Raw genomic sequence first — 19,901 nt, forward strand, 5'->3', positions numbered from 1 at the left:
TTCCAGGATTTGCCGTCAAGCGTTAATTACGCTTTTGTTGCAGAAGGTGCTTTGCGTCCAATTAAACGCGGTATCCGGCGCGTAACCACAGGAATTCGAAGCATCAAAAGCACAGCACCTATAAAGGCGTAAATCGACCACTCCTTAAGATCCGCCCGCACAATCCACAACATATGCAGCAATCCAAGGCCCAAGATCGGATAAACCAGGCGATGCAGTTTTTTCCAGCGCGCGCCCAGTCGCCGCTGACTGTAGCGATTGGAAGTCATCGCCAGCGCCAAGAGCCCCAGAAACCCGAGCGCTCCAACGATAATATAAGGTCGCTTGCTCAGCTCGACGCCCAGTTGCGACCAATCGAACCCCAGGATGAACGCCGTATACCCACTCAAATGCAGCACCACATAAGCAAAACACCACAATCCCAGCTGACGCCTGACCGCGATCCACCCTGCCCACCCCGTGAGTTTCTGCAACGGCGTCATGCTCAAGGTGATCAACAACAAAATAAGCGTGCCCAACCCGAGCCGATCCACCAGCACCTTGCCTGGATCAGGCCCCAACTTATTCATCAACGCTTCGTAGAGCCAGAGCAACGGCCAAACCGCCGCCGCGACAAAGACGCCGATTCGCCAGACTGGAAAACGCATCAGTAGTCCTTCCTCAAGTCCATCCCTGCATATAAAGAAGCGACTTCATCCTGATAGCCGTTGAACATCAACGTATCGCGCACGTTAGGACTGAACAGCCCGCTCGGCAGACGGCGCTCCCGTGCCTGGGTCCAACGCGGGTGATCGACCGTCGGATTGACGTTGGCGTAAAAGCCGTACTCGTCGGACGCAATGCTCTGCCAGGTGGTCTTGGGCTGCTCGCTGACCAGACTGATGCGCACAATGGACTTCACACTTTTGAACCCGTACTTCCACGGCACCACCAAGCGCAACGGTGCACCGTTCTGATTCGGCAACTCTCGCCCATACATCCCAACCGCCATGATTGCCAGCGGATTCATCGCTTCATCCAGTCGCAAGCCCTCAACATAAGGCCAGTCGATCAAAGCAAACCCTGAGCGCTGCCCTGGCATAGTCTTGGGATCCTGCAGGGTTTCGAAACGAATGTACTTGGTCTTGGAGGTCGGTTCGACCTGCTTGAGCAACGCCGAAATGGGAAAGCCGATCCATGGAATAACCATGGACCAGGCTTCCACGCACCGCAGGCGATAGATTCGCTCCTCCAACTGGTAAGGTTTCATGAAGTCTTCCAACGCATAGCGCCCCGGCTTGCCCACTTCCCCATCGACCACCACGCTCCAGGGCTCGGTTTTCAAGGATCCGGCATTGGCCGCCGGATCACCTTTGCCGGTTCCGAACTCATAGAAATTGTTGTAATGGGTGGCGTCTTTAAAAGGGGTGATGGACTCATCCTTGACCGTAACCGCGCCCCATTGGGTGGACGGCAGCTTCTCGGCGAACCAGGACGGCGCCTTGCCGGGCTCGACATCCGCATAACGCGCAACATCGGCAGCACTGGCCCAACGCGGAAGACCGCTGACGGCAAGCCCCGCCATGGCGGCCCCAAGCATTTGGCGACGGGATAGATAGAGGGATTCTGGCGTGACGTCCGACTCAAGGCAGTCGGACGACTTGGGGATCTTGATCAGCATGACAACTCCGCAGCATTGGAGGGCAGATGCACCAATAGACTGCGGAGTATGAGGGAAATTACATCACTCGGCTTTTTTGTGTCGGCGCAGGCGCAACAGGTATTGAACCGGGCCGGAAGCGGCATAGGCGAGGAATACCAGCAACAAGATACGTGGCGGATCACTGAAGACCACCGCGAACACCAGCACCACCGCCAGAATCGCAACGAACGGCACCCGCCCTTTGAGATCCAGCTCCTTGAAGCTGTTGTACTTGATGTTGCTGACCATCAGCATACCGGCCGCCGCTACCAGCAGCGCCACAAGGAACGACATCTTCGATCCCTGGATACCGTAGTCGCTGAAAGCCCAAACAACACCGGCTACGACACCCGCAGCGGCAGGACTCGCCAAGCCGATGAAGTAGCGCTTGTCAGCCGTACCGACCTGGGTGTTGAAACGTGCCAGACGCAACGCGGCACCGGCAACATAGATGAAGGCGACCATCCAGCCGACCTTGCCCATGTCCCCCAGCGCCCAACCGAACGCCAGCAAGGCCGGGGCCACGCCGAAAGCGACCATGTCCGACAGCGAATCGTACTCGGCACCGAACGCGCTCTGGGTATTGGTCATGCGGGCCACACGCCCGTCCAGGCCATCGAGCACCATGGCGACAAAGATCGCGATGGCAGCGAAGGCAAAGTAACGACTCGCCCCGGCGCTATCGCCGGCGCTCAAGGCCGCTTGGGCGCTCATGGAGCTGATGATGGAATAGAAACCGGCGAACAGGTTCGCGGTGGTGAACAGATTCGGCAGCAGATAGATGCCACGGTGCCGGACCTTACGGCCTTCAGCGTCATGTCCTTCTTCGACGTGCTCATCGATGGGCAGCAGGCTTTCGGCGTCAGGAGCCTGGTTGGGCTCGTCGGGGCGTTCGCTCATGGACAGTACCTTGCAACGGTGTGAAAAATTCGACAGGTGTCTGGGACGAGGGTTCGGCCGCAAACGATGCAGCTTTATACCAGAAGCCACCGCCCAAACGAAAAAACGCGGCCAGGGCCGCGTTTTCCGATCAAGCTCGCGACTTAGTTCTTGGCTTTGTCGACGATCTTGTTGGCACCGATCCACGGCATCATCGAGCGCAACTGCTCGCCAATGATTTCGATACCGTGAGCGGCGTTGTTGCGACGCTTGGCGGTCATCGAAGGATAGCCGGTAGCGCCTTCGCTGATGAACATCTTGGCGTATTCGCCGTCCTGAATACGTTTCAGGGCGTTACGCATGGCCTGGCGGGATTCGGCGTTGATCACTTCCGGACCCGTCACGTACTCGCCGTATTCAGCGTTGTTGGAGATCGAGTAGTTCATGTTGGCGATACCGCCTTCGTACATGAGGTCAACGATCAGTTTCAGTTCGTGCAGGCATTCGAAGTAGGCCATTTCCGGCGCGTAGCCAGCTTCAACCAGGGTTTCGAAACCGGCCTTGACCAGCTCGACAGTACCGCCGCACAGAACGGCTTGTTCGCCGAACAGGTCGGTTTCGGTTTCGTCCTTGAAGGTGGTTTCGATGATGCCGGTACGGCCGCCGCCAACACCGGCAGCATAGGACAGAGCGACGTTCTTGGCGTTGCCGGAGGCGTCCTGATAGATCGCGATCAGGTCAGGGATACCGCCGCCCTTCACGAATTCGGAACGAACGGTGTGGCCCGGGGCCTTCGGCGCGATCATGATCACGTCGAGGTCGGCGCGTGGCACTACCTGGTTGTAGTGAATCGCGAAACCGTGGGAGAAGGCCAGGGTGGCGCCTTTCTTGATGTTCGGTTCGATTTCGTTCTTGTACAGCGAAGACTGGAACTCGTCCGGGGTCAGGATCATGACCAGGTCGGCGGCGGCAACGGCAGAAGCCACGTCGGTGACTTTCAGGCCATGGGCCTCGGCCTTGGCAACGGTGGCCGAGCCTTTACGCAGGCCGACGGTCACGTCAACACCGGAGTCCTTGAGGTTGCACGCCTGGGCGTGGCCTTGGGAACCGTAACCGATGATGGCGACTTTCTTGCCCTGGATGATCGACAGGTCGCAGTCTTTATCGTAGAAAACTTTCATGAATTACCCCTATTTCCGGCCATTCAGGCCATTCGCTAATTTGGTTTAGATGCTCAGTACTTTGTCGCCACGGGCAATCCCGGTGACGCCACTGCGTACGGTTTCCAGAATCGAGGCAGTGCCGATCGATTGAATGAAGCTGTCGAGCTTGTCGCTGGTACCGGTCAACTGAACGGTATAGACGCTGGCGCTGACATCGACGATCTGCCCACGATAAATATCGGTAGTGCGTTTGATCTCGGCGCGCTGGGCACCGGTGGCCTTGACCTTGACCAGCATCAGCTCGCGCTCGATGTGCGCGCTTTCCGACAGGTCCACCAGCTTGACCACCTCGATCAGCTTGTTCAGGTTCTTGGTGATCTGCTCGATGATTTCATCGTGCCCCACAGTGGTCAGCGTCAGACGCGACAGGGTCGGGTCTTCGGTTGGCGCCACGGTCAGGCTTTCGATGTTGTAGTTGCGCTGCGAAAACAGGCCCACTACGCGAGACAGAGCACCCGGTTCGTTTTCCAGAAGCAGGGAAATAATATGTCGCATGATTAGGTACGCTCCGTCTTGCTCAGCCACATATCGCGCATGGAGCCGTCTTTGATCTGCATCGGGTAGACGTGCTCGCTGGTATCGACCTTGATATCGAGGAACACCAGGCGATCTTTCATGGCGAAAGCTTCTTCGAGCCCGGACTTCAAGTCCTTCAGGTCAGTGATGCGGATGCCCACGTGACCATAGGCTTCGACCAGCTTGACGAAGTCCGGCAACGACTCCATGTAGGAGTGCGAGTGACGGCTGCCGTAGCTCATGTCCTGCCACTGGCGAACCATGCCCAGTACGCCGTTGTTCAGGTTGACGATTTTCACCGGCAAACCGTACTGCAGGCAGGTCGACAGCTCCTGGATGTTCATCTGGATACTGCCCTCGCCCGTGACACAGGCGACGTCGCTATCCGGAAAGCTCAACTTGACGCCCATGGCCGCCGGGAAACCGAAGCCCATGGTGCCCAGGCCACCGGAGTTGATCCAGCGGTTGGGCTTGTTGAACTTATAGTACTGCGCGGCGAACATCTGGTGCTGGCCCACGTCGGAGGTCACAAAGGCATCGCCCTTGGTCACTTCGCACAGGGTTTCGATTACGGTCTGCGGCTTGATCACGCTGCCGTCGCCCTTGTCGTAAGGGAACAGGCCACGATCACCGCGCCACTCATCAACCTGCTTCCACCAGCTGGCCACGGACTCCTTGTTCGGAGCCTCGCCGATTTCCTTGAGGATGGCGACCATTTCGCTCAGCACGCTCTCCACAGGACCGACAATCGGCACGTCTGCCTTGATGGTCTTGGAGATGGACGCCGGATCGATGTCGATATGGATGATCTTGGCGTTCGGGCAGAATTTCGCCGGGCCGTTGATGACACGGTCGTCGAAACGCGCGCCGACCGCCAGAATCACATCGGCATGGTGCATCGCCAGGTTGGCGGTATAGCTGCCGTGCATGCCGAGCATGCCGATGAACTGACGGTCAGTGCCCGGGTAGGCGCCCAACCCCATCAGCGTATTGGTGACCGGCAGGTTGAGCATTTTCGCCAATTCGGTCAGCGGCGCGGAGCCACCACCGAGGATAACGCCGCCACCCGAGTACAGCACCGGACGCTTGGCCGCCAGCAGCATTTCGGCTGCCTTGCGGATTTGCCCGGAGTGACCGCGCACAGCCGGGCTGTAGGAACGCAGCTTGGCTTTCTTGGGGAAAATGTATTCGAACTTCTCGGCCGGGTTGGTCATGTCTTTCGGGACATCGACCACAACCGGGCCCGGACGACCGGATTCAGCCAGGTAGAAAGCCTTCTTCATGACCTCCGGGATCTCCGAAGCGTGCTTGATCATGAAGCTGTGCTTCACGATCGGCCGGGAAATACCGATCATGTCGGTTTCCTGGAACGCGTCGGTGCCGACCATGGTGCTGGGCACCTGACCGGAGATGATCACCATCGGGATAGAGTCCATGTACGCCGTGGCGATACCGGTGATGGCGTTCGTGGCGCCAGGGCCGGAAGTCACCAGGACCACGCCGGCTTTACCGGTGGCACGGGCATATCCGTCAGCCATGTGGGTCGCCGCTTGCTCATGACGAACCAGGATGTGGGTCACTTCCGGTTCTTTGAACAGGGCATCATAGACATGAAGAAGAGCACCACCGGGGTACCCGTAGATATATTTGACGCCTTCGTCACGCAAAAAGCGGACGAGCATCTCACCGCCAGATAAAAGCTCCACGTTGTTCACCTCTAAAACGCCAGAATACCGGCCCACAAAAAGGGACGGGTCTTAATAGGTTTACTTCTCGGCAGAGCATGAGCGACGGTGGTCGCCGACTACGTCAGCACTGACTGAGCAAGTATTGGGATCGTCCCAAGTGTTGCGGGCCTTTCCCACCCAGCGCGAGGTAACGCGTTGCGGGTGTAACAGGTCGGCGCGGATGTGCGCCTCATGATCTGCCGAGTGGGCCTGCTTCTGGCAGTCCCTCTACAGCGGACTTTGGATTCTTCTGTTTCGCCCTCTGCAAGTCAAGCCGTCAATGTGCTTTATTCGAAGTAAGCGCATGAGAACGCAAGAAAAAACCTTTAAACAGCAACTGTGTTAGCTTCAATTGCGCAACCCATGACAAGGAAACAGCATGCGAATGTTCTTCTTGACGGCCAGCCTGCTGGTTGGCCTGAGCCCGATGTGCATGGCCGGTCAGGTCTATAAATGGGTGGACGCCCAAGGGGTTACCCACTTTGGCTCCCAGCCACCGCCTGGAGGACAGGCCACAACGGTGATCAAGTCCTCCCCTTCCGCCGCCAAGCCAGCAGCCCCCCCGCCTGCCGGGGTCATTGGCGACCAGAAGGCGATTGACCAACAGGTCAAGCAACAGATTGCCGAGCAGCAAGCCCAGCTCAAGGCCTTCTGCGAACAGACTCGGACCAATCTGGCGCAACTGCAGAACAACCCGAGGGTACGCGAGGATGTGGAAGGGGAAATGCGCCGCCTCACAGAAGAGGAGCGGCGCCAGCGCATCGACGAAACCCGCAAGCAGATCGAGGAGCACTGCCAATAAATGGCGGTCAGTTAACGTCGCTGATCAATTGGTCGAACTGCGCCAACAGTCGCTGCAACTCGACGCCTTGCCCCGGCCGCTGGGCATAGACCATTTGAGCCATCTCCAGGATGCCCGAGGCGTTGGGCAGCGGCAGGTCATTTTCCAGGATGGCTTTCATGCGCGGCAGGAAAATCCATTGCAGCCATTGCTCGAAGTCCAGCGTGTCGACCGCGAACGGTTCGACACTGGCCAACGCCTCGGCCGATGGCGAAACGCTGCTCCACCAGCCTTGGACCCGCAACTCGCGCTCAATCAGCAGCAACTGATCGGCGATCTTGGGAAAACGCGTATCCATCAGAGCGAAACCTTGGCCTTCTGACGGGCCAATGCCGCGCCGGCGGAGTCGCCTTGTTTCTCACGGGCCTGAGCGATCAATTCCCACAGGCTGGCCTGAAGCGCCGGACGACCGTTGGCGAATGTCAGGCCACGGCGGGCCAGTTGCTCGGCTTGCGGCGCATCGCCCTGGGCCATGCGCACCTGGGCCAGGCGATAGAGAACCTGGGGTTCACGCGGCGCAACACGCTGGGCTCGCTCAAGGCTGGAGGACGCACCATTGAGGTCACCACCGGCCTGTTGCTGTTGGGCTGTGGTGAGCAATGCCAGTACTGGACCGTCCAATTGTTCATCAGCGGACAGGCCTCCCGAACTGGTCGAGGGAATGCTGCTCGGTGCAGAAGGCATGTTGAAGCTGCCCTGGTCGATTGGTGAAGTATCGATAGGGCCCGGCGTGATCGGCCCTGGCGTGATCGGTGTGCTGCTGATCGGTGCCGACGTCGTGGCGCCGCCACCGGGCACCATCACGACGACACCGGTATCGCCCTGGGGAATCGCCTGGACCTGTCCCTGCACCGGCCGCTGCACCGTCGTTTGACGGAAACCGCCATTGGCCGAGACCCGCTCGCTATTGGAAACGGCAGTGCCGGAATCGACAACCGGAATCGAACCGCGTTGTACGGTAGAGCAACCGCTGAGCAATGCCACGGCCGTAACCGCTGGAATCAACCACTTGTTCACTTGAAACCCTCTTTGCTTAATTCATCCAGTCCTTGACCCAATCCATGACCGATTCGGCGGGGTTTGGAATGCCACAGGCTGCACCGGGTGGTGGTTCGCTGCCGCGAATATACGGCATCTGCACCGCGCCCGGGCAACTGGCGTCGGAGCCTTGGCCAGTGCGCGAATCCACCCAGGCCTGAACGATATTGTCTGGTTGCGGCATGTCCAGCGGCAACGGATCGGCCTTGCGCATGAAACTGGTCCAGACCTGCAATGCCCCGGTGGCGCCAGTGAACGGGGTCTTGCCATTGTCGTCACGGCCGAGCCAGACCACTGCCAGCAGGTCCTGGCTGAAACCGGCAAACCAGCTGTCGCGCGAGTCGTTGCTGGTACCGGTCTTGCCCGCCAGGGTCAGGTTACGCGGTAGTACGTTATAAACCGAACTGCCGGTGCCTTCACGCATGACCCGTTGCATGGCGCTCTGGATCAGATAAATGGACGCGGGATCAAAACGCTGCTGGATCTGGAACGGATAGCGTTTGAGCGGCTCGCCGTCGGCGGTAAGCACGCTGCGAATGCCGCGCATCGGCGTGTTGAAGCCACCGTTGGCCAGTGTCTGGTACATGGCTGCCACTTCAATCGGCGTGAGGCCACCGGCTCCCAGCAGCATCGATGGGAATGCCGGGAATTCGCGACTGACACCCAGGCGGGCCAAGGTCTTGAGGACATTCGGCACGCCGATTTCAAGCCCGAGGCGAGCCGTCGACAGGTTGTAGGAATGCGCAAGCCCCTGGTACAGGAACACCGTACCGTGGGAGCGGCGATCATAATTCTGCGGCTTCCACACCTGGCCGTCCGCGCCCTTGACAGAGAACGCCTCGTCGGACAGCCAACTGGTCAGGGTGTACTGGCTCGGCTTTTCCAGGGCGGTGAGGTAGACCGCCGGCTTGATCAGGGAGCCGATCGGGCGGACCGCATCGAGCGCCCGGTTGAAACCGGCAAAACTGGCCTGCCGACTGCCGATCATGGCCTGGACTTCGCCGGTTTCCGGGTTGGTCACCACCATCGCGGCTTCCACTTCATCAGAGCCCTTGCGCCCGGCCAGTCGCTTGAAGGTGTCATTGACCGATGCTTCGGCCTTCATCTGCAGGATCGGGTCGAAACTGGTGAAGATCCGCAGGCCTTCTTCGGTCAAGTCTTCATCGCGGTAGTCTTCACGCAGTTGACGCTTGACCAGGTCCATGAAACCAGGAAACGAGCTGTCGGCCAGACTGCCGCGCTTGGTCACGCCCAAAGGCATCTTCTTCGCCGCTTCGACTTGCTCAGCCGTCGCCACGCCTTGCTGTTGCAGCAAGTCGAGTACCAGATTGCGCCGCTCGAGGGCGCGCTCCGGATTACGCCGCGGGTTATAGGAGGACGGCCCTTTCACCATCCCCACCAGCAATGCCACCTGATGCAGCTTGAGCTCGGACAGCGGCTGGCTGAAGAAGAACTGGCTGGCCAGGCCGAAACCGTGAACCGCTCGCTGGCCGTCCTGGCCGACGAAGACTTCGTTGAGATACGCCTCGAGAATCTCCCGCTTGTCGTAGTGCAGCTCCAGCAACAGCGCCATCATGGCTTCGGTAAGCTTGCGGCTGAGGCTGCGCTCGTTGGTCAAATAGAAGTTCTTGACCAATTGCTGGGTCAGGGTACTGCCGCCCTGGCGCATACGGCCCGAGGAGGTGTTGACCCAGATGGCCCGGGCAATCGACTTGGGCGAGACGCCGAAGTGATGGTAGAAATCGCGGTCCTCGACAGCGATCAGCGTATCGAGCAGGAACGGCGGCACCTGGTCGATCTTGATCAGGATCCGGTCTTCAAGGTTCTTGGGGTAGAGGCCACCGATCAGCAGCGGTTCAAGGCGCACCACTGACAGCTTCGCATTGTTGGCACCGGTCAGCGCAGCGACGTAGTCGCCGGAGAAGCGCACTCGCACCGCCTGCGCCTGCTCCATGCCTTCATAAAATTGGAAACCGCGGGTATTGAGGTCGACGGTATTGCCATTGACGGACGCGGCACCCGGGCCATTGGCAACGCTTTCACGGCGATAGCCGAGAGCATCGAGCTCGGTCAGGAAATCGTCCCGACTCAGCTTTTGTCCGACGAACAGCTCCAGGGGCCTGGCGTAGACCTTGGCCGGGATGGTCCAGCGCTTGCCGGAGAACTTCTCCTGGACCACGGCATCGAGGTAGACCGCAAAGCCAGCGAGCACGACGAGGCCCACCAGGCTGAGTTTAAGGGCCCAGCCCAGCCAGGGCCGCAAGCGACTGGCGGGTGGTTTCTTGGGGGTACGGGGGGATCGGGTACGAGTCATGGCGGCGGATTATACGCACTTTGCCGCGGTTCAACATGACCACACAACGGCCCCCTCCTGTTTGCGTTAACGCGGCTTGCCGCCATAATGACGGCCTTGAATTTTCCCAGTCTCTGAAGGATCGCCCGTGAGCCAGTCCCTGATCGCTGCCCTGCAAAACCCGGCCCTCTATCCGCATCCCGTCGAAGGGTTCCAGGTCATCGAGACCCACATTTCCTGGGTATTGCTCACCGGGCCGTATGCCTACAAATTCAAAAAACCGGTCAATTTCGGCTTCCTTGATTTCACCAGCCTCGAGGCACGCAAGCATTTCTGCGGGGAAGAACTGCGCTTGAACCAGCGCCTGACCCAGGATCTGTACCTGGAAGTCATGCCGATTACCGGCACCCCGCAAGCGCCACAACTGGGTGGCGAAGGTCCGGCCATCGAATACGCCCTGAAGATGCGTCAGTTCCCCCAGAGCCAACTGCTCAGCACGCTCCAGGCCAACGGCGAACTGACCACCGCGCACGTTGACGAAATGGCCGCGCAGATCGCCCGTTTCCATCTCTCCACGCCCACCGTGCCTGCCGAAAACGCCGCCGGCACCCCCGACAGCGTTATGGCACCGGTGCGGCAGAACTTCGAACAGATTCGTCCGTTCCTCAGTGACAAGGCTGACCTGGTGCAACTCGAAGCCCTGCAAGCCTGGGCCGAAAGCAGCTTCGAACGCCTCAAACCGCTGTTCACTCAACGCAAGACTGAAGGTTTCATCCGCGAATGCCACGGTGACATCCACTTGGGCAATGCCACGGTGATCGATGGCAAGGTAGTGATTTTCGACTGCATTGAGTTCAACGAGCCGTTCCGCTTCACCGATGTCTATGCCGACACTGCATTCCTGGCGATGGACCTGGAAGACCGCGGCCTCAAGTCGCTGGCGCGACGTTTCGTCAGCCAATACCTGGAGCTGACCGGCGACTATCAAGGCCTGGAGCTGCTGAACTTCTACAAAGCCTACCGCGCCCTGGTCCGCGCCAAGGTCGCGCTGTTCAGCATGCCGGCCGAAGCCGACCCGGTGCAGCGCGCCACAACCCTGCGCCAATACCGCAACTACGCGAACCTGGCCGAAAGCTACAGCACCATTCCCTCGCGCTTTCTGGCCATCACCCACGGCGTTTCGGCCGTTGGCAAAAGCCATGTCGCGATGCGCCTGGTGGAAGCCCTGGGCGCCATTCGCTTGCGCTCGGACGTTGAGCGCAAGCGTCTGTTTGGTGAGCAGCAAGTGCCCAATGATCCACAAGCCGGCATCTATAGCAGCGGCGCCAGCGACGCCACTTATGCCCGCTTGCATGAAATCGCTGGTGTCATCCTGCATGCCGGGTTCCCAGCAGTGATCGACGCCACGTACCTCAAACACGATCAGCGCGATGCGGCGGCGAAAGTTGCCGAGGCCAAGGGCGCTCCGTTCCTAATCCTCGATTGCAATGCGCCACAAGCGGTTATCGAAAGCAGGCTGGCGCAGCGTCAGGCCGATCAGACAGATCCGTCCGACGCAAATCTGGCCGTTATCGCCGCCCAACAGGCCAGCCGCGAAGCACTCACCCCTGCGGAAATCCTGTGCAGCAAACGGGTCCAGACCAATGAAAGCGGCACGCTCGACATCGTGGTCGCGCAGATTCGTCAACGCTTGCCAGGCCTGTAAAAAACTATTTCGGCCGTGGAGTCTGCCCACCCTTCACGGCCGTCAAACAGTGGCACTATACTGGCGTCATAAAACCAACAGGTGATATGAAATGAGCCTACCCAAGCTTCTCAGTACCCCGCTTTATGCTTTGCTGCGCGAAGACGACATTGCCGGTTTCAACAACGAACGGCCACACGGCCCGGTTGATATGCGTGGCGGCGATTTTCGCGGTCTGGATCTGCGAGAGCTCAATGCCGACGACGTGGATTTCACCGACGCTTACTTCCGCTCCGCGGATTTGCGCGGCATCGATTTTCGCAAGTCGTCCCTGGAAGGTGCCAGCCTGGCCCATGCGCAAATATCGGGCGCCTATTTCCCGGCAGAACTGTCTGCCGACGAAATTCTGATGTCGATGAACTTTGGCACCCGGCTGCGCTACCGCACCCGCTGAATCGGGCCGAATCTGCCGTCAACCCAATTGATCTCCAGCGCCCCTGCCTGCGCTGGACGCTGCATCTTGCCGCGCGCCCCCACCTATCGTGCGTAATGCATTAGAAGCTTTTGCTTCAAATCCCACCAAAGAATCACGTTTTTCCTACTGACCGCTACACTCCTGAGAAGCTTGCCCACTGCACCAGTCGGCCGTCGCAAGGAGGTTCGATGAATGATGAACTGCAACACCTGAAGAACCTGGGCAAGACATCAGCCCAGTGGCTGCATGCCGTGGGCATCCACAGCGCCTCGGATCTGCGCCGCCTCGGAGCGGTTGATGCCTATCGCGCAGTACGCACTCGCGGGTTCCGGGCTTCGAAGGTGTTGCTCTATGCCATTGAGGGCGCATTGATGGATGTGCACTGGAATGACATCCCCGCCGAACGCAAGGAAGCCTTGAACAAACAATTGGACGCCGTTTCGACGCGTCACAAAGCCTGACCATTCTCCTTGTTTGTCGCCACACGGCCTGCGCTTGAAAGTTATTTGGGCCAATCCAAAAAACAACGTTTGACATGGTAATGAGAATCGCTATGATTAGCGCATCCGGTCGCGAGACTGGTCGATATTTGAAAAGCCCTTGGTTCGGACTCTCAGATATCTCCTCATCAGGCTAATCACGGTTATTTGACCCGACTTTTGTCGGGTCTTTTTTTGTCTGGAGGAAATGCGCTGTGTTCACGCATCTGCGCGCAGTAATCCTGAGGGGGAGTGGCCTTGGTGTACCACACGTAATCTGCCATGACCGATGTCATCTCGCTGCCCTCCTCGGCCAGCATCAGGACGGTCGGCGCCTCACTGGCCCCCAAGTCCAGCACATGCAGCGGCACCCCAACGTCTTTCCGTCCATGCCAGGCACCGGCGAACAATAACGCAGGTAATGGCGCAGCCAGCAGACGTTCGGCCATGCGTCGGTCACGTTGTTGCTGGACAGCCAGCATCGCCGGCATCTGAGATTCGGGCAGCAGGCCGCAATGGGATTGGCGAATCTGCTCCAGCAACTGATCCTTCACACTTGCCGCATTCGCACGGGCGCCTCGCAAGTCCGGCGCCTGCCGGTAGACGCGCTGGATCTCGGCGGCGTCCAGATTGGCGGCCAACAACCGATAGCGTTGCGTCAGGGCAAACTCCACGACCGGACCATACAGGCTCCAGTCCCATCCCGGCGACCAATCCAGGGCACCGGGAAGATCAGTTGGCAAGGCAGGTAACTGGCGGACCGCATCAACACGAGGCTGCTGGTGGGGTGTCAGCATTTCCAGCAGGAGGCTGCCCTGGGCCCGTTGCGCGGCCAGGGCCTGAAGCAGCCATAGCTGCAGCGCGTGGTGATCCGGATTGTCGTGCTGCTCGCCGACCACCACTCGCGGCGCCCGTGCCAGACGCTCGATCAACGCTTGAGGCGTGATGGCCCGGCCACTGTGCAAATCAAGGATCTGCCCGTCGACCGGGGGCGGCGCAGTGCTCTGACAGGCCGTCAGCACACTCAATGCCAGAATCAGGATCAGGCGCACGTCTACATCCTCAGGCAACCCTCAGCGGGCGATGATCAATGGATGTCCGCGCTCCGGATGGGGTTGCACCAGCACTTCCAGGCCAAACACTGCTTTGAGCGGTTCCGGGCGCAGCACTTGTTGCGGCGTGTCCAGGGCCACCGGCCGGCCGGACGCGAGCAACAACAGGCGATCACAATAACGCGCTGCCAGGTTCAGGTCATGCAGGATCACCAATACGGCCGCGCCGCGATCGGCAAACTCACGCACCGCTTGCAGGATGGTGTGCTGGTGCAGTGGATCGAGCATCGAGGTCGGTTCGTCGAGCAGCAGGGTCTGCCCCGCTTCCCCTGGCCACAACTGTGCCAAGACCCGCGCCAGGTGCACCCGCTGACGCTCGCCGCCCGACAGCGCCAAGTAACTGCGACCGTGCAGATGCGCCGCGTCTGCAGCGTGCAACGCCAAGGCAACGATTTGCTCATCACGCACTCGACCACACTGATGAGGCAGGCGCCCCATGCCGACTACTTCCTCGACGCGGAAGGCAAAATCCAGGGTCGATGACTGCGGCAATACCGCCAGGCGGCGGGCACGCTCGGCGCCGTCCCACTGGGACAAAGGCCGATCATCGAGCCAGACCTGTCCCTGCGCAGGAGGCAATTGACCGCACAGCCCCGCCAGCAAAGTACTTTTACCTGCACCGTTGGGCCCGAGCACGCCCAGCACCTGACCGGGATGCAGATCAAGATTGACATCAGCCAACACGGTCTTGCGACCCCGCTGGATGTGCAGGTTCTGCGCTCGTAACATCAGGCGCGTCCTCGCAGCAATAAATAGAGGAAGAACGGCGCCCCGATGAATGCCGTGACGATGCCGATCGGCAGTTCCGCCGGAGCCAGCGCCAGACGCGCCACCAGATCGGCGAACAGCAGCAGGCTCGCCCCTGCCAGCACCGAAGCCGGCAACAGAACGCGATGATCGGGGCCGGCCATCAACCGTACCAGATGCGGCACTACCAGCCCGACAAAGCCGATCATGCCCGCCGCCGCCACTGCCGCGCCAACCCCCAGGGCCGTGCAAAACACCAGTTCACGCTTGAGCCCTTCGACATCAACGCCCAAATGGGCTGCTTCGGATTCACCCAGCAACAGAGCATTGAGTGCCCGGGCCCGTCGTGGCAGCCAGAGTGCTACGCCAACGCTGACCAGCAACAGCGGCCACAACCGCGCATAGCTGGCACCATTCAGGCTCCCCAGGTTCCAGAACGTCAAGGTGCGCAGGGTCGCGTCGTCCGCCAGGTAAGTGAACAAGCCCACCGCCGAGCCGGACAGCGCGGTCAGGGCGATACCGGCCAGGAGCATGGTCGCGACATGGGTCTGGCCGTTGCGCCGGCCGAGGCGATAAACCAATGCCGTAACCCCAAGCCCGCCGAGGAACGCACACAACGACAACACATAGGGGCCGAACGCTTCGGGCAAGCCGCCCAGCGCCGAGCCGCCAACAATGGCGAACGCCGCGCCCAGTGCCGCACCGCTGGACACCCCGACCAGCCCCGGGTCGGCCAACGGGTTGCGGAACAGCCCCTGCATCGCCACCCCGGATAATGCCAATACCCCGCCCACCGCCAGCCCCAGCAGGGTGCGTGGCAGACGGATCTGGCCGAGGATCAGTTCGGCCTGCTCCAGACCTTCGGCGGCCACTGGCAAGCCCATCAAGCGCAACGCCGCGCGCAAGGTATCGAACAGCGGCAAACTCACCGGCCCCAGGGCCAGGGACAGCCAGATCGCCAGCAGACACAACAGGGCCAGGCCAATGAACAAGGTGCGCGGTTTGACCAGAGGGGTCATGGTGCCTTGGCCGGTTCGGTCGGGTAAAAACCGGCCGTCAGCTTCACCAGACTTTGCGGCAACCGCGGGCCTAGCCCGCCGACCAACAGTGTCGGGTCAAGCTCGATAACGCGCCCGGCCCTGGCGGCACGGGTGGAGGAAAGAATCGGATTTTCCCTGAACAACGCCGCACGCGCTTCTTCGCCACTCAACGCGCGATCGGCGAACACCAGTACTTCGGGATTCAGGCTGGCCAGGCTCTCCACCGAAAATGCCTTGTAACCATGGTGTGTCGCCAAGTTGTGACCGCCGGCCTGCTGCACCAGCCAATCGGCGGAGGTGCCCAGGCCTGCGACCATCGGCTTGCCGCCGGAGCTTGCGACCAACAGCAACACGCCGGGGGCCTGTTGCTCAAGCTGGATTTTACTCACTCGAGCTTTCTGTTGGCTGAGCTGCTGTTGATAACTGTCGAACAACTGCGCGGCTTTGGCCTCGGCGCCCAGCAGTTGACCCAGGTGCCGCAGATTGCCCTGAAGGGTCGACAGGTCGGGCGTGGCCGAGAACAGTTCAACCTGTACCCCGGCGCTGCGGATCTGCGACAGCACCGGTGGCGGCCCCATTTCTTCGGTGCCTACGAGGATCTGCGGACGCAGGCTCAATACCCCCTCGGCCGAGAGTTGTCGCTGATAACCGATGCTGGGTAAATCCCGCAAGGCTTCGGGATGCTGGCTGGTGGTGTCCACGCCCACCAGTTTCGACTCACCGCCCAGCGCGCTGACCCATTCGGACACTGCCCCGCCGGCACTGACCCAGCGCTGCGGCAGTTCAGCCGCCACCAAGCCCTGGCTGGCTAACATGACAACACAGAGCGTGACAACACGGATATTCAGGCGCATCGGGCAGCTTCCTCGAAGAAATGTTCACAGGGCCGGGCATGAACCCCGCAGGCAAAGTATCCTCAGCCCCCTGCGAAGGAGGCGCCATTTGATAATTGCTTTCATTTGGACGTCAAGCATGAACCTTTGGGGGGGTTGCCTCTGTGGGAGCGAGCCTGCTCGCGATTAGCGGTGTGTCGACCCATTGCTGCTGGCTGATCGACCGCTATCGCGAGCAGGCTCGCTCCCACACAAACTCGCCCACTCATAACCATAGAGACCCACATGAAGTTTCTTTGTACCGGCGCCGAATTGCCCGACAACAGCAGTCGCGGTTTCGACCTCGATGGGCGCAAGTTGTTGGCGGTGCGTCGCGCCGGCCAGGTGTATGTCTATCTCAACCGCTGCCCGCACCGCGGCGTACCGCTGGAATGGCGGCCCGATGAGTTTCTCGACCCCAGCGCCAGCCTGATCCAGTGCGCCACCCACGGCGCACTGTTTCTGATTGAAAGCGGTGAATGCGTCGCCGGCCCCTGTGCCGGGCAGTCCCTGGCTGCGTTAGAGAGCCGGGAGGACGAGCAAGGCATCTGGGTCGAGCAGCACCGGTAACGGCCGATCCACCCACATTTGCTCGGGCGTCAGCGTCACCCCGTAGGCCAGCACTTCCACGCCCGCGGCCACAGCGTCGCGCAACGCCGCCGCGTACAGCGGGTCGATTTCCTGTGCCGGGCGCACGGCGTCGATCCCGCTCAGGTTGACACAATACAACTGCACCGCCCGCACGCCGTCCCGGGCCAGGTGAGCGAGTTCGCGCAGATGCCTGGCTCCCCGCTGGGTCACCGCATCAGGAAACGCCGCCACGGTCGTGCCGTCAAAACCCAACGTGACACTTTTGACTTCGACCCAGGCGGAGCCTTCGTCGTAGTCCAGTCGAAAATCGATACGACTGTTTTCCTGACCGTAAGCCACTTCACGCTTGAGCCCGGTAAAACCGTTCAGCTCGCTGATGACCCCGGCACGCAGGGCCTCTTCGATTAGCGGGTTGGCTCGCGCGGTATTGATGCAGGCCAACCGCCCCTGGGGGGTTTCGCCTATTTCCCAGGTGCCGGGCAATTTGCGCTTGGGGTCGCTGGAACGACTGAACCAGACTCGCGCACCTTCGGCCATGCAATTGAGCATCGAACCGGTGTTGGGGCAATGAATCGTCAGCAGTTCGCCATGAGCGGTCTCGATATCGGCAAGAAAACGCTTATAACGTCGAATCAGCCGGCCTTCTTCCAGCGCAGGTGAAAAAAGCATCAGCCTTGCCAACTCCGCAGTCCACGCTCGATTCGCTCCACCGCTTCCTGGAGCCGCGGCAAGCTCTGGGTGTAGGCGAAACGCACATGGTGCCCAGCCTGATGGCGACCGAAATCCAGCCCCGGCGTGAACGCCACATGCTCGGTCTCCAGAAAGTGCTGGCAGAACGCAAAAGCATCGCCGCCGAATGCACTAATGTCGGCATACAGGTAAAACGCCCCTTCCGGCTCCACTGCGATGCCGAACCCCAGATCACGCAAGGCCGGTAGCAGAAAGTCGCGCCGCAGCGCGAACTCGGCCCGGCGCTGCTCGAATATCTCGATTGTCGCCGGTTCGAAACAGGCCAACGCCGCGTACTGGGCCATGCTCGGCGCACTGATGTAAAGGTTCTGCGCCAGCTTCTCCAGCTCACCAACAGCCGCCGAAGGGGCCACCAGCCAGCCCAGCCGCCAGCCGGTCATGCCGAAATACTTGGAAAAGCTATTAAGGACGAAAGCTTCGTCGTCGACTTCCAGCACGCTCGCGGCATCGGTGCCATAAGTCAGGCCGTGATAGATCTCATCCACCACCAAGTGACCGTTGTGGCCCTTGATTGCCTTGGACAGGCCGGCCAGTTCGTCCCGGCTGAGAATCGTCCCGGTCGGGTTGGCCGGCGACGCGACCAGCGCACCCACGCTGTTCGAGTCCCAATAGCGGTTCACCAGGTCCGGGGTCAGCTGGTAGCGCACGTCCGGGCCTACCGGCACCAATTGAGCCGTACCTTCCACCAGCCGCAGAAAGTGGCGATTGCAGGGGTAACCGGGGTCCGCCAACAGCCAGTGCTTGCCCGGGTCCACCAGCAACGCGCTGGTCAGCAGCAACGCGCCGGATCCGCCCGGCGTGACCAGGATGCGCCGTGGGTCTATGTCCACACCGTAGCGCTGCCCGTAGAAACCGGCGATGGCTTCGCGCAGCTCGGGGATGCCACGGGCCGCCGTGTAACGGGTCTTTCCCGCCGCCAGCGCGGCCTGGCCGGCCTGGATGATCGGCTCAGCCGTGGTGAAGTCCGGCTCGCCGATCTCCAGGTGGATGACATCGTGCCCGGCGGCCTGCAGCTCATTGGCACGGGCCAGGAGCGCCATCACATGGAAAGGTTCGATGGCGCGGCTACGCGCACTGTAGGGCTGAGCCATTAGCCTTCCTTCTGGTAAAAAAGAACCGATTCTACCTAACTCTCCGGCCAACCCAGAAACAACTGCGCAAGCGAGCACGAACTCAGGGCCCGGCCGCTTGCAGCAAATGTCTCCAGCGATCGGCTCAGGCTTGACTAGAATCAAGCATTGAGCAGGTTTGTCACTCCACCGGACTGAACTTGACCACGCTTTGCAAGCCCCGGCCACCGCAGGCTCGACAACCGGGAGTAGCGCGGCCCGATTTGATCTGGTAAGTTCGCCCGCTTGCAGCCGCAGGGCCGGCAGGTGTCGGTGATGGAGCAATCCTGCGTAGTGGATTACAAGAGTAGAGGCGGTCCATTCATGCCCACCCAAGCAAAGCAGAATCAAAATCAGTCGCTCAGCGGGTTTGAGCCGTACGTGCCGCAAGCTGGCGAAGAGTACATGGGCGCCCCCATGCGCGCGCACTTCACCAAGATCCTGAACAAGTGGAAACAGGACTTGATGCAGGAAGTCGACCGCACTGTGGATCACATGAAAGACGAAGCGGCGAACTTCCCTGACCCGGCCGACCGTGCCAGCCAGGAAGAAGAATTCAGCCTCGAACTGCGCGCCCGCGACCGTGAGCGCAAGCTCATCAAGAAAATCGACAAGACGTTGCAACTGATCGAAGACGAAGAATACGGTTGGTGCGAGTCCTGCGGCGTCGAGATCGGCGTCAAGCGGCTGGAAGCACGTCCGACCGCCGACATGTGTGTCGACTGCAAGACCCTGGCGGAAATCAAGGAAAAACAGGTCGGCAAGTAAATTGCCTGGGCTGTCATCGAAAAACGGAGCGTTCACACGCTCCGTTTTTTGTTTCTGATACTTCCCGCACACCCGG

At 60.4% G+C, this 19,901-nt stretch carries 21 protein-coding genes; 6 read left to right on the forward strand and 15 right to left on the reverse strand.

All coding sequences use genetic code 11. The features are described 5' to 3' along the window. Positions 1-26 precede the first annotated feature (26 nt). The 6 genes from msrQ to PSEUDOMOFG3G_RS23180 all read right to left on the reverse strand — a co-directional run bounded on the left by msrQ (position 27) and on the right by PSEUDOMOFG3G_RS23180 (position 6,005). On the reverse strand, positions 27-647 hold the full coding sequence (gene msrQ / locus PSEUDOMOFG3G_RS23155; protein ID WP_139051172.1) for a protein-methionine-sulfoxide reductase heme-binding subunit MsrQ: 621 nt from the start codon (positions 645-647) through the stop codon (positions 27-29). After that, positions 647-1,660, reverse strand: a complete 1,014-nt coding sequence (gene msrP, locus PSEUDOMOFG3G_RS23160) for a protein-methionine-sulfoxide reductase catalytic subunit MsrP (RefSeq protein ID WP_139051173.1) — start codon at positions 1,658-1,660, stop codon at positions 647-649. The genes msrQ and msrP overlap by 1 nt, the downstream gene beginning before the upstream one ends. A 63-nt stretch (positions 1,661-1,723) precedes the next feature. After that, positions 1,724-2,581: a CDP-diacylglycerol--serine O-phosphatidyltransferase gene (gene pssA, locus PSEUDOMOFG3G_RS23165; protein WP_076386334.1), complete on the reverse strand. Its 858-nt coding sequence runs from the start codon at positions 2,579-2,581 to the stop codon at positions 1,724-1,726. Between the two features lie 143 nt (positions 2,582-2,724). Continuing rightward, positions 2,725-3,741, reverse strand: a complete 1,017-nt coding sequence (gene ilvC, locus PSEUDOMOFG3G_RS23170; protein ID WP_003228216.1) for a ketol-acid reductoisomerase — start codon at positions 3,739-3,741, stop codon at positions 2,725-2,727. 45 nt (positions 3,742-3,786) lie between these two features. Continuing rightward, positions 3,787-4,278 (reverse strand): acetolactate synthase small subunit, encoded by a 492-nt coding sequence (gene ilvN, locus PSEUDOMOFG3G_RS23175; protein ID WP_003205610.1) that lies wholly within the window; start codon positions 4,276-4,278, stop codon positions 3,787-3,789. Between the two features lie 2 nt (positions 4,279-4,280). Beyond that, positions 4,281-6,005, reverse strand: coding sequence for an acetolactate synthase 3 large subunit (locus PSEUDOMOFG3G_RS23180; RefSeq protein ID WP_047229879.1), 1,725 nt, complete (start codon positions 6,003-6,005; stop codon positions 4,281-4,283). A 400-nt stretch (positions 6,006-6,405) separates the two neighbouring features. Between PSEUDOMOFG3G_RS23180 and PSEUDOMOFG3G_RS23185 the strand changes: the two genes are divergently transcribed. Further along, positions 6,406-6,828 (forward strand): DUF4124 domain-containing protein, encoded by a 423-nt coding sequence (locus tag PSEUDOMOFG3G_RS23185; RefSeq protein ID WP_047229831.1) that lies wholly within the window; start codon positions 6,406-6,408, stop codon positions 6,826-6,828. 7 nt (positions 6,829-6,835) lie between these two features. Here PSEUDOMOFG3G_RS23185 and PSEUDOMOFG3G_RS23190 read toward each other — a convergent pair whose 3' ends face one another. From PSEUDOMOFG3G_RS23190 to mrcB, 3 genes are read right to left on the reverse strand one after another with little or no spacing between them, the layout of a single operon-like run. Then, positions 6,836-7,165 carry a YqcC family protein gene (locus tag PSEUDOMOFG3G_RS23190; RefSeq protein ID WP_047229832.1) on the reverse strand — a complete coding sequence of 110 codons (330 nt, stop codon included), beginning with the start codon at positions 7,163-7,165 and terminating at the stop codon, positions 6,836-6,838. Next, entirely contained in the window at positions 7,165-7,884 is a 720-nt protein-coding gene (locus PSEUDOMOFG3G_RS23195) for a M48 family metallopeptidase (RefSeq protein ID WP_047229833.1), read from the reverse strand. The genes PSEUDOMOFG3G_RS23190 and PSEUDOMOFG3G_RS23195 overlap by 1 nt, the downstream gene beginning before the upstream one ends. Before the next feature lie 16 nt (positions 7,885-7,900). Continuing rightward, positions 7,901-10,219: a penicillin-binding protein 1B gene (gene mrcB / locus PSEUDOMOFG3G_RS23200; protein WP_047229834.1), complete on the reverse strand. Its 2,319-nt coding sequence runs from the start codon at positions 10,217-10,219 to the stop codon at positions 7,901-7,903. A gap of 127 nt (positions 10,220-10,346) precedes the next feature. On the opposite strand from mrcB, the gene PSEUDOMOFG3G_RS23205 reads away from it, so the two are divergent. The 3 genes from PSEUDOMOFG3G_RS23205 to PSEUDOMOFG3G_RS23215 all read left to right on the forward strand — a co-directional run bounded on the left by PSEUDOMOFG3G_RS23205 (position 10,347) and on the right by PSEUDOMOFG3G_RS23215 (position 12,818). Then, the gene (locus tag PSEUDOMOFG3G_RS23205) at positions 10,347-11,903 is read left to right on the forward strand and encodes a bifunctional aminoglycoside phosphotransferase/ATP-binding protein (protein WP_139051174.1); all 1,557 of its coding nucleotides are present in this window, start codon (positions 10,347-10,349) and stop codon (positions 11,901-11,903) included. Between the two features lie 91 nt (positions 11,904-11,994). Then, positions 11,995-12,336 (forward strand): pentapeptide repeat-containing protein, encoded by a 342-nt coding sequence (locus PSEUDOMOFG3G_RS23210; protein WP_139051175.1) that lies wholly within the window; start codon positions 11,995-11,997, stop codon positions 12,334-12,336. A 209-nt stretch (positions 12,337-12,545) separates the two neighbouring features. Next, on the forward strand, positions 12,546-12,818 hold the full coding sequence (locus PSEUDOMOFG3G_RS23215; protein ID WP_047229837.1) for a TfoX/Sxy family protein: 273 nt from the start codon (positions 12,546-12,548) through the stop codon (positions 12,816-12,818). A gap of 182 nt (positions 12,819-13,000) precedes the next feature. On the opposite strand, the gene PSEUDOMOFG3G_RS23220 is transcribed toward PSEUDOMOFG3G_RS23215, so the two are convergent. The 4 genes from PSEUDOMOFG3G_RS23220 to PSEUDOMOFG3G_RS23235 are packed head-to-tail and all read right to left on the reverse strand — an operon-like array spanning position 13,001 to position 16,589. Further along, positions 13,001-13,888, reverse strand: a complete 888-nt coding sequence (locus tag PSEUDOMOFG3G_RS23220) for a ChaN family lipoprotein (protein WP_139051176.1) — start codon at positions 13,886-13,888, stop codon at positions 13,001-13,003. Positions 13,889-13,909: 21 nt separating this feature from the next. Then, the gene (locus tag PSEUDOMOFG3G_RS23225) at positions 13,910-14,677 is read right to left on the reverse strand and encodes a heme ABC transporter ATP-binding protein (RefSeq protein ID WP_139051177.1); all 768 of its coding nucleotides are present in this window, start codon (positions 14,675-14,677) and stop codon (positions 13,910-13,912) included. Beyond that, entirely contained in the window at positions 14,677-15,660 is a 984-nt protein-coding gene (locus PSEUDOMOFG3G_RS23230) for an iron ABC transporter permease (protein ID WP_171061425.1), read from the reverse strand. Before PSEUDOMOFG3G_RS23230 ends, PSEUDOMOFG3G_RS23225 begins: the two co-directional genes overlap by 1 nt. A gap of 50 nt (positions 15,661-15,710) precedes the next feature. Next, on the reverse strand, positions 15,711-16,589 hold the full coding sequence (locus PSEUDOMOFG3G_RS23235; RefSeq protein ID WP_107322943.1) for a hemin ABC transporter substrate-binding protein: 879 nt from the start codon (positions 16,587-16,589) through the stop codon (positions 15,711-15,713). Positions 16,590-16,853: 264 nt separating this feature from the next. Between PSEUDOMOFG3G_RS23235 and PSEUDOMOFG3G_RS23240 the strand changes: the two genes are divergently transcribed. Next, positions 16,854-17,177, forward strand: coding sequence for a Rieske (2Fe-2S) protein (locus PSEUDOMOFG3G_RS23240; protein ID WP_047229841.1), 324 nt, complete (start codon positions 16,854-16,856; stop codon positions 17,175-17,177). Here PSEUDOMOFG3G_RS23240 and sfsA read toward each other — a convergent pair. Both sfsA and PSEUDOMOFG3G_RS23250 read right to left on the reverse strand, forming a co-directional pair. Further along, positions 17,127-17,867: a DNA/RNA nuclease SfsA gene (sfsA, locus tag PSEUDOMOFG3G_RS23245; protein ID WP_139051178.1), complete on the reverse strand. Its 741-nt coding sequence runs from the start codon at positions 17,865-17,867 to the stop codon at positions 17,127-17,129. The genes PSEUDOMOFG3G_RS23240 and sfsA overlap by 51 nt on opposite strands. Continuing rightward, on the reverse strand, positions 17,867-19,039 hold the full coding sequence (locus PSEUDOMOFG3G_RS23250) for a pyridoxal phosphate-dependent aminotransferase (RefSeq protein WP_139051179.1): 1,173 nt from the start codon (positions 19,037-19,039) through the stop codon (positions 17,867-17,869). The genes sfsA and PSEUDOMOFG3G_RS23250 overlap by 1 nt, the downstream gene beginning before the upstream one ends. A gap of 342 nt (positions 19,040-19,381) precedes the next feature. On the opposite strand from PSEUDOMOFG3G_RS23250, the gene dksA reads away from it, so the two are divergent. Continuing rightward, the gene (gene dksA, locus PSEUDOMOFG3G_RS23255; protein ID WP_047229844.1) at positions 19,382-19,825 is read left to right on the forward strand and encodes an RNA polymerase-binding protein DksA; all 444 of its coding nucleotides are present in this window, start codon (positions 19,382-19,384) and stop codon (positions 19,823-19,825) included. Positions 19,826-19,901: the final 76 nt, after the last annotated feature.

It is taken from the genome of Pseudomonas sp. FG-3G (assembly GCF_901007645.1).
Lineage (GTDB): Bacteria > Pseudomonadota > Gammaproteobacteria > Pseudomonadales > Pseudomonadaceae > Aquipseudomonas > Aquipseudomonas rhizophila.

Coding starts and splice junctions, on each gene's coding strand:
- msrQ (WP_139051172.1), bottom strand. CDS start 647: ATGCGTTTTCCAGTCTGGCGAATCGGCGTCTTTGTCGCGGCGGCGGTT.
- msrP (WP_139051173.1), bottom strand. CDS start 1,660: ATGCTGATCAAGATCCCCAAGTCGTCCGACTGCCTTGAGTCGGACGTC.
- pssA (WP_076386334.1), bottom strand. CDS start 2,581: ATGAGCGAACGCCCCGACGAGCCCAACCAGGCTCCTGACGCCGAAAGC.
- ilvC (WP_003228216.1), bottom strand. CDS start 3,741: ATGAAAGTTTTCTACGATAAAGACTGCGACCTGTCGATCATCCAGGGC.
- ilvN (WP_003205610.1), bottom strand. CDS start 4,278: ATGCGACATATTATTTCCCTGCTTCTGGAAAACGAACCGGGTGCTCTG.
- PSEUDOMOFG3G_RS23185 (WP_047229831.1), top strand. CDS start 6,406: ATGCGAATGTTCTTCTTGACGGCCAGCCTGCTGGTTGGCCTGAGCCCG.
- PSEUDOMOFG3G_RS23190 (WP_047229832.1), bottom strand. CDS start 7,165: ATGGATACGCGTTTTCCCAAGATCGCCGATCAGTTGCTGCTGATTGAG.
- mrcB (WP_047229834.1), bottom strand. CDS start 10,219: ATGACTCGTACCCGATCCCCCCGTACCCCCAAGAAACCACCCGCCAGT.
- PSEUDOMOFG3G_RS23210 (WP_139051175.1), top strand. CDS start 11,995: ATGAGCCTACCCAAGCTTCTCAGTACCCCGCTTTATGCTTTGCTGCGC.
- PSEUDOMOFG3G_RS23215 (WP_047229837.1), top strand. CDS start 12,546: ATGAATGATGAACTGCAACACCTGAAGAACCTGGGCAAGACATCAGCC.
- PSEUDOMOFG3G_RS23225 (WP_139051177.1), bottom strand. CDS start 14,677: ATGTTACGAGCGCAGAACCTGCACATCCAGCGGGGTCGCAAGACCGTG.
- PSEUDOMOFG3G_RS23235 (WP_107322943.1), bottom strand. CDS start 16,589: ATGCGCCTGAATATCCGTGTTGTCACGCTCTGTGTTGTCATGTTAGCC.
- PSEUDOMOFG3G_RS23240 (WP_047229841.1), top strand. CDS start 16,854: ATGAAGTTTCTTTGTACCGGCGCCGAATTGCCCGACAACAGCAGTCGC.
- sfsA (WP_139051178.1), bottom strand. CDS start 17,867: ATGCTTTTTTCACCTGCGCTGGAAGAAGGCCGGCTGATTCGACGTTAT.
- PSEUDOMOFG3G_RS23250 (WP_139051179.1), bottom strand. CDS start 19,039: ATGGCTCAGCCCTACAGTGCGCGTAGCCGCGCCATCGAACCTTTCCAT.
- dksA (WP_047229844.1), top strand. CDS start 19,382: ATGCCCACCCAAGCAAAGCAGAATCAAAATCAGTCGCTCAGCGGGTTT.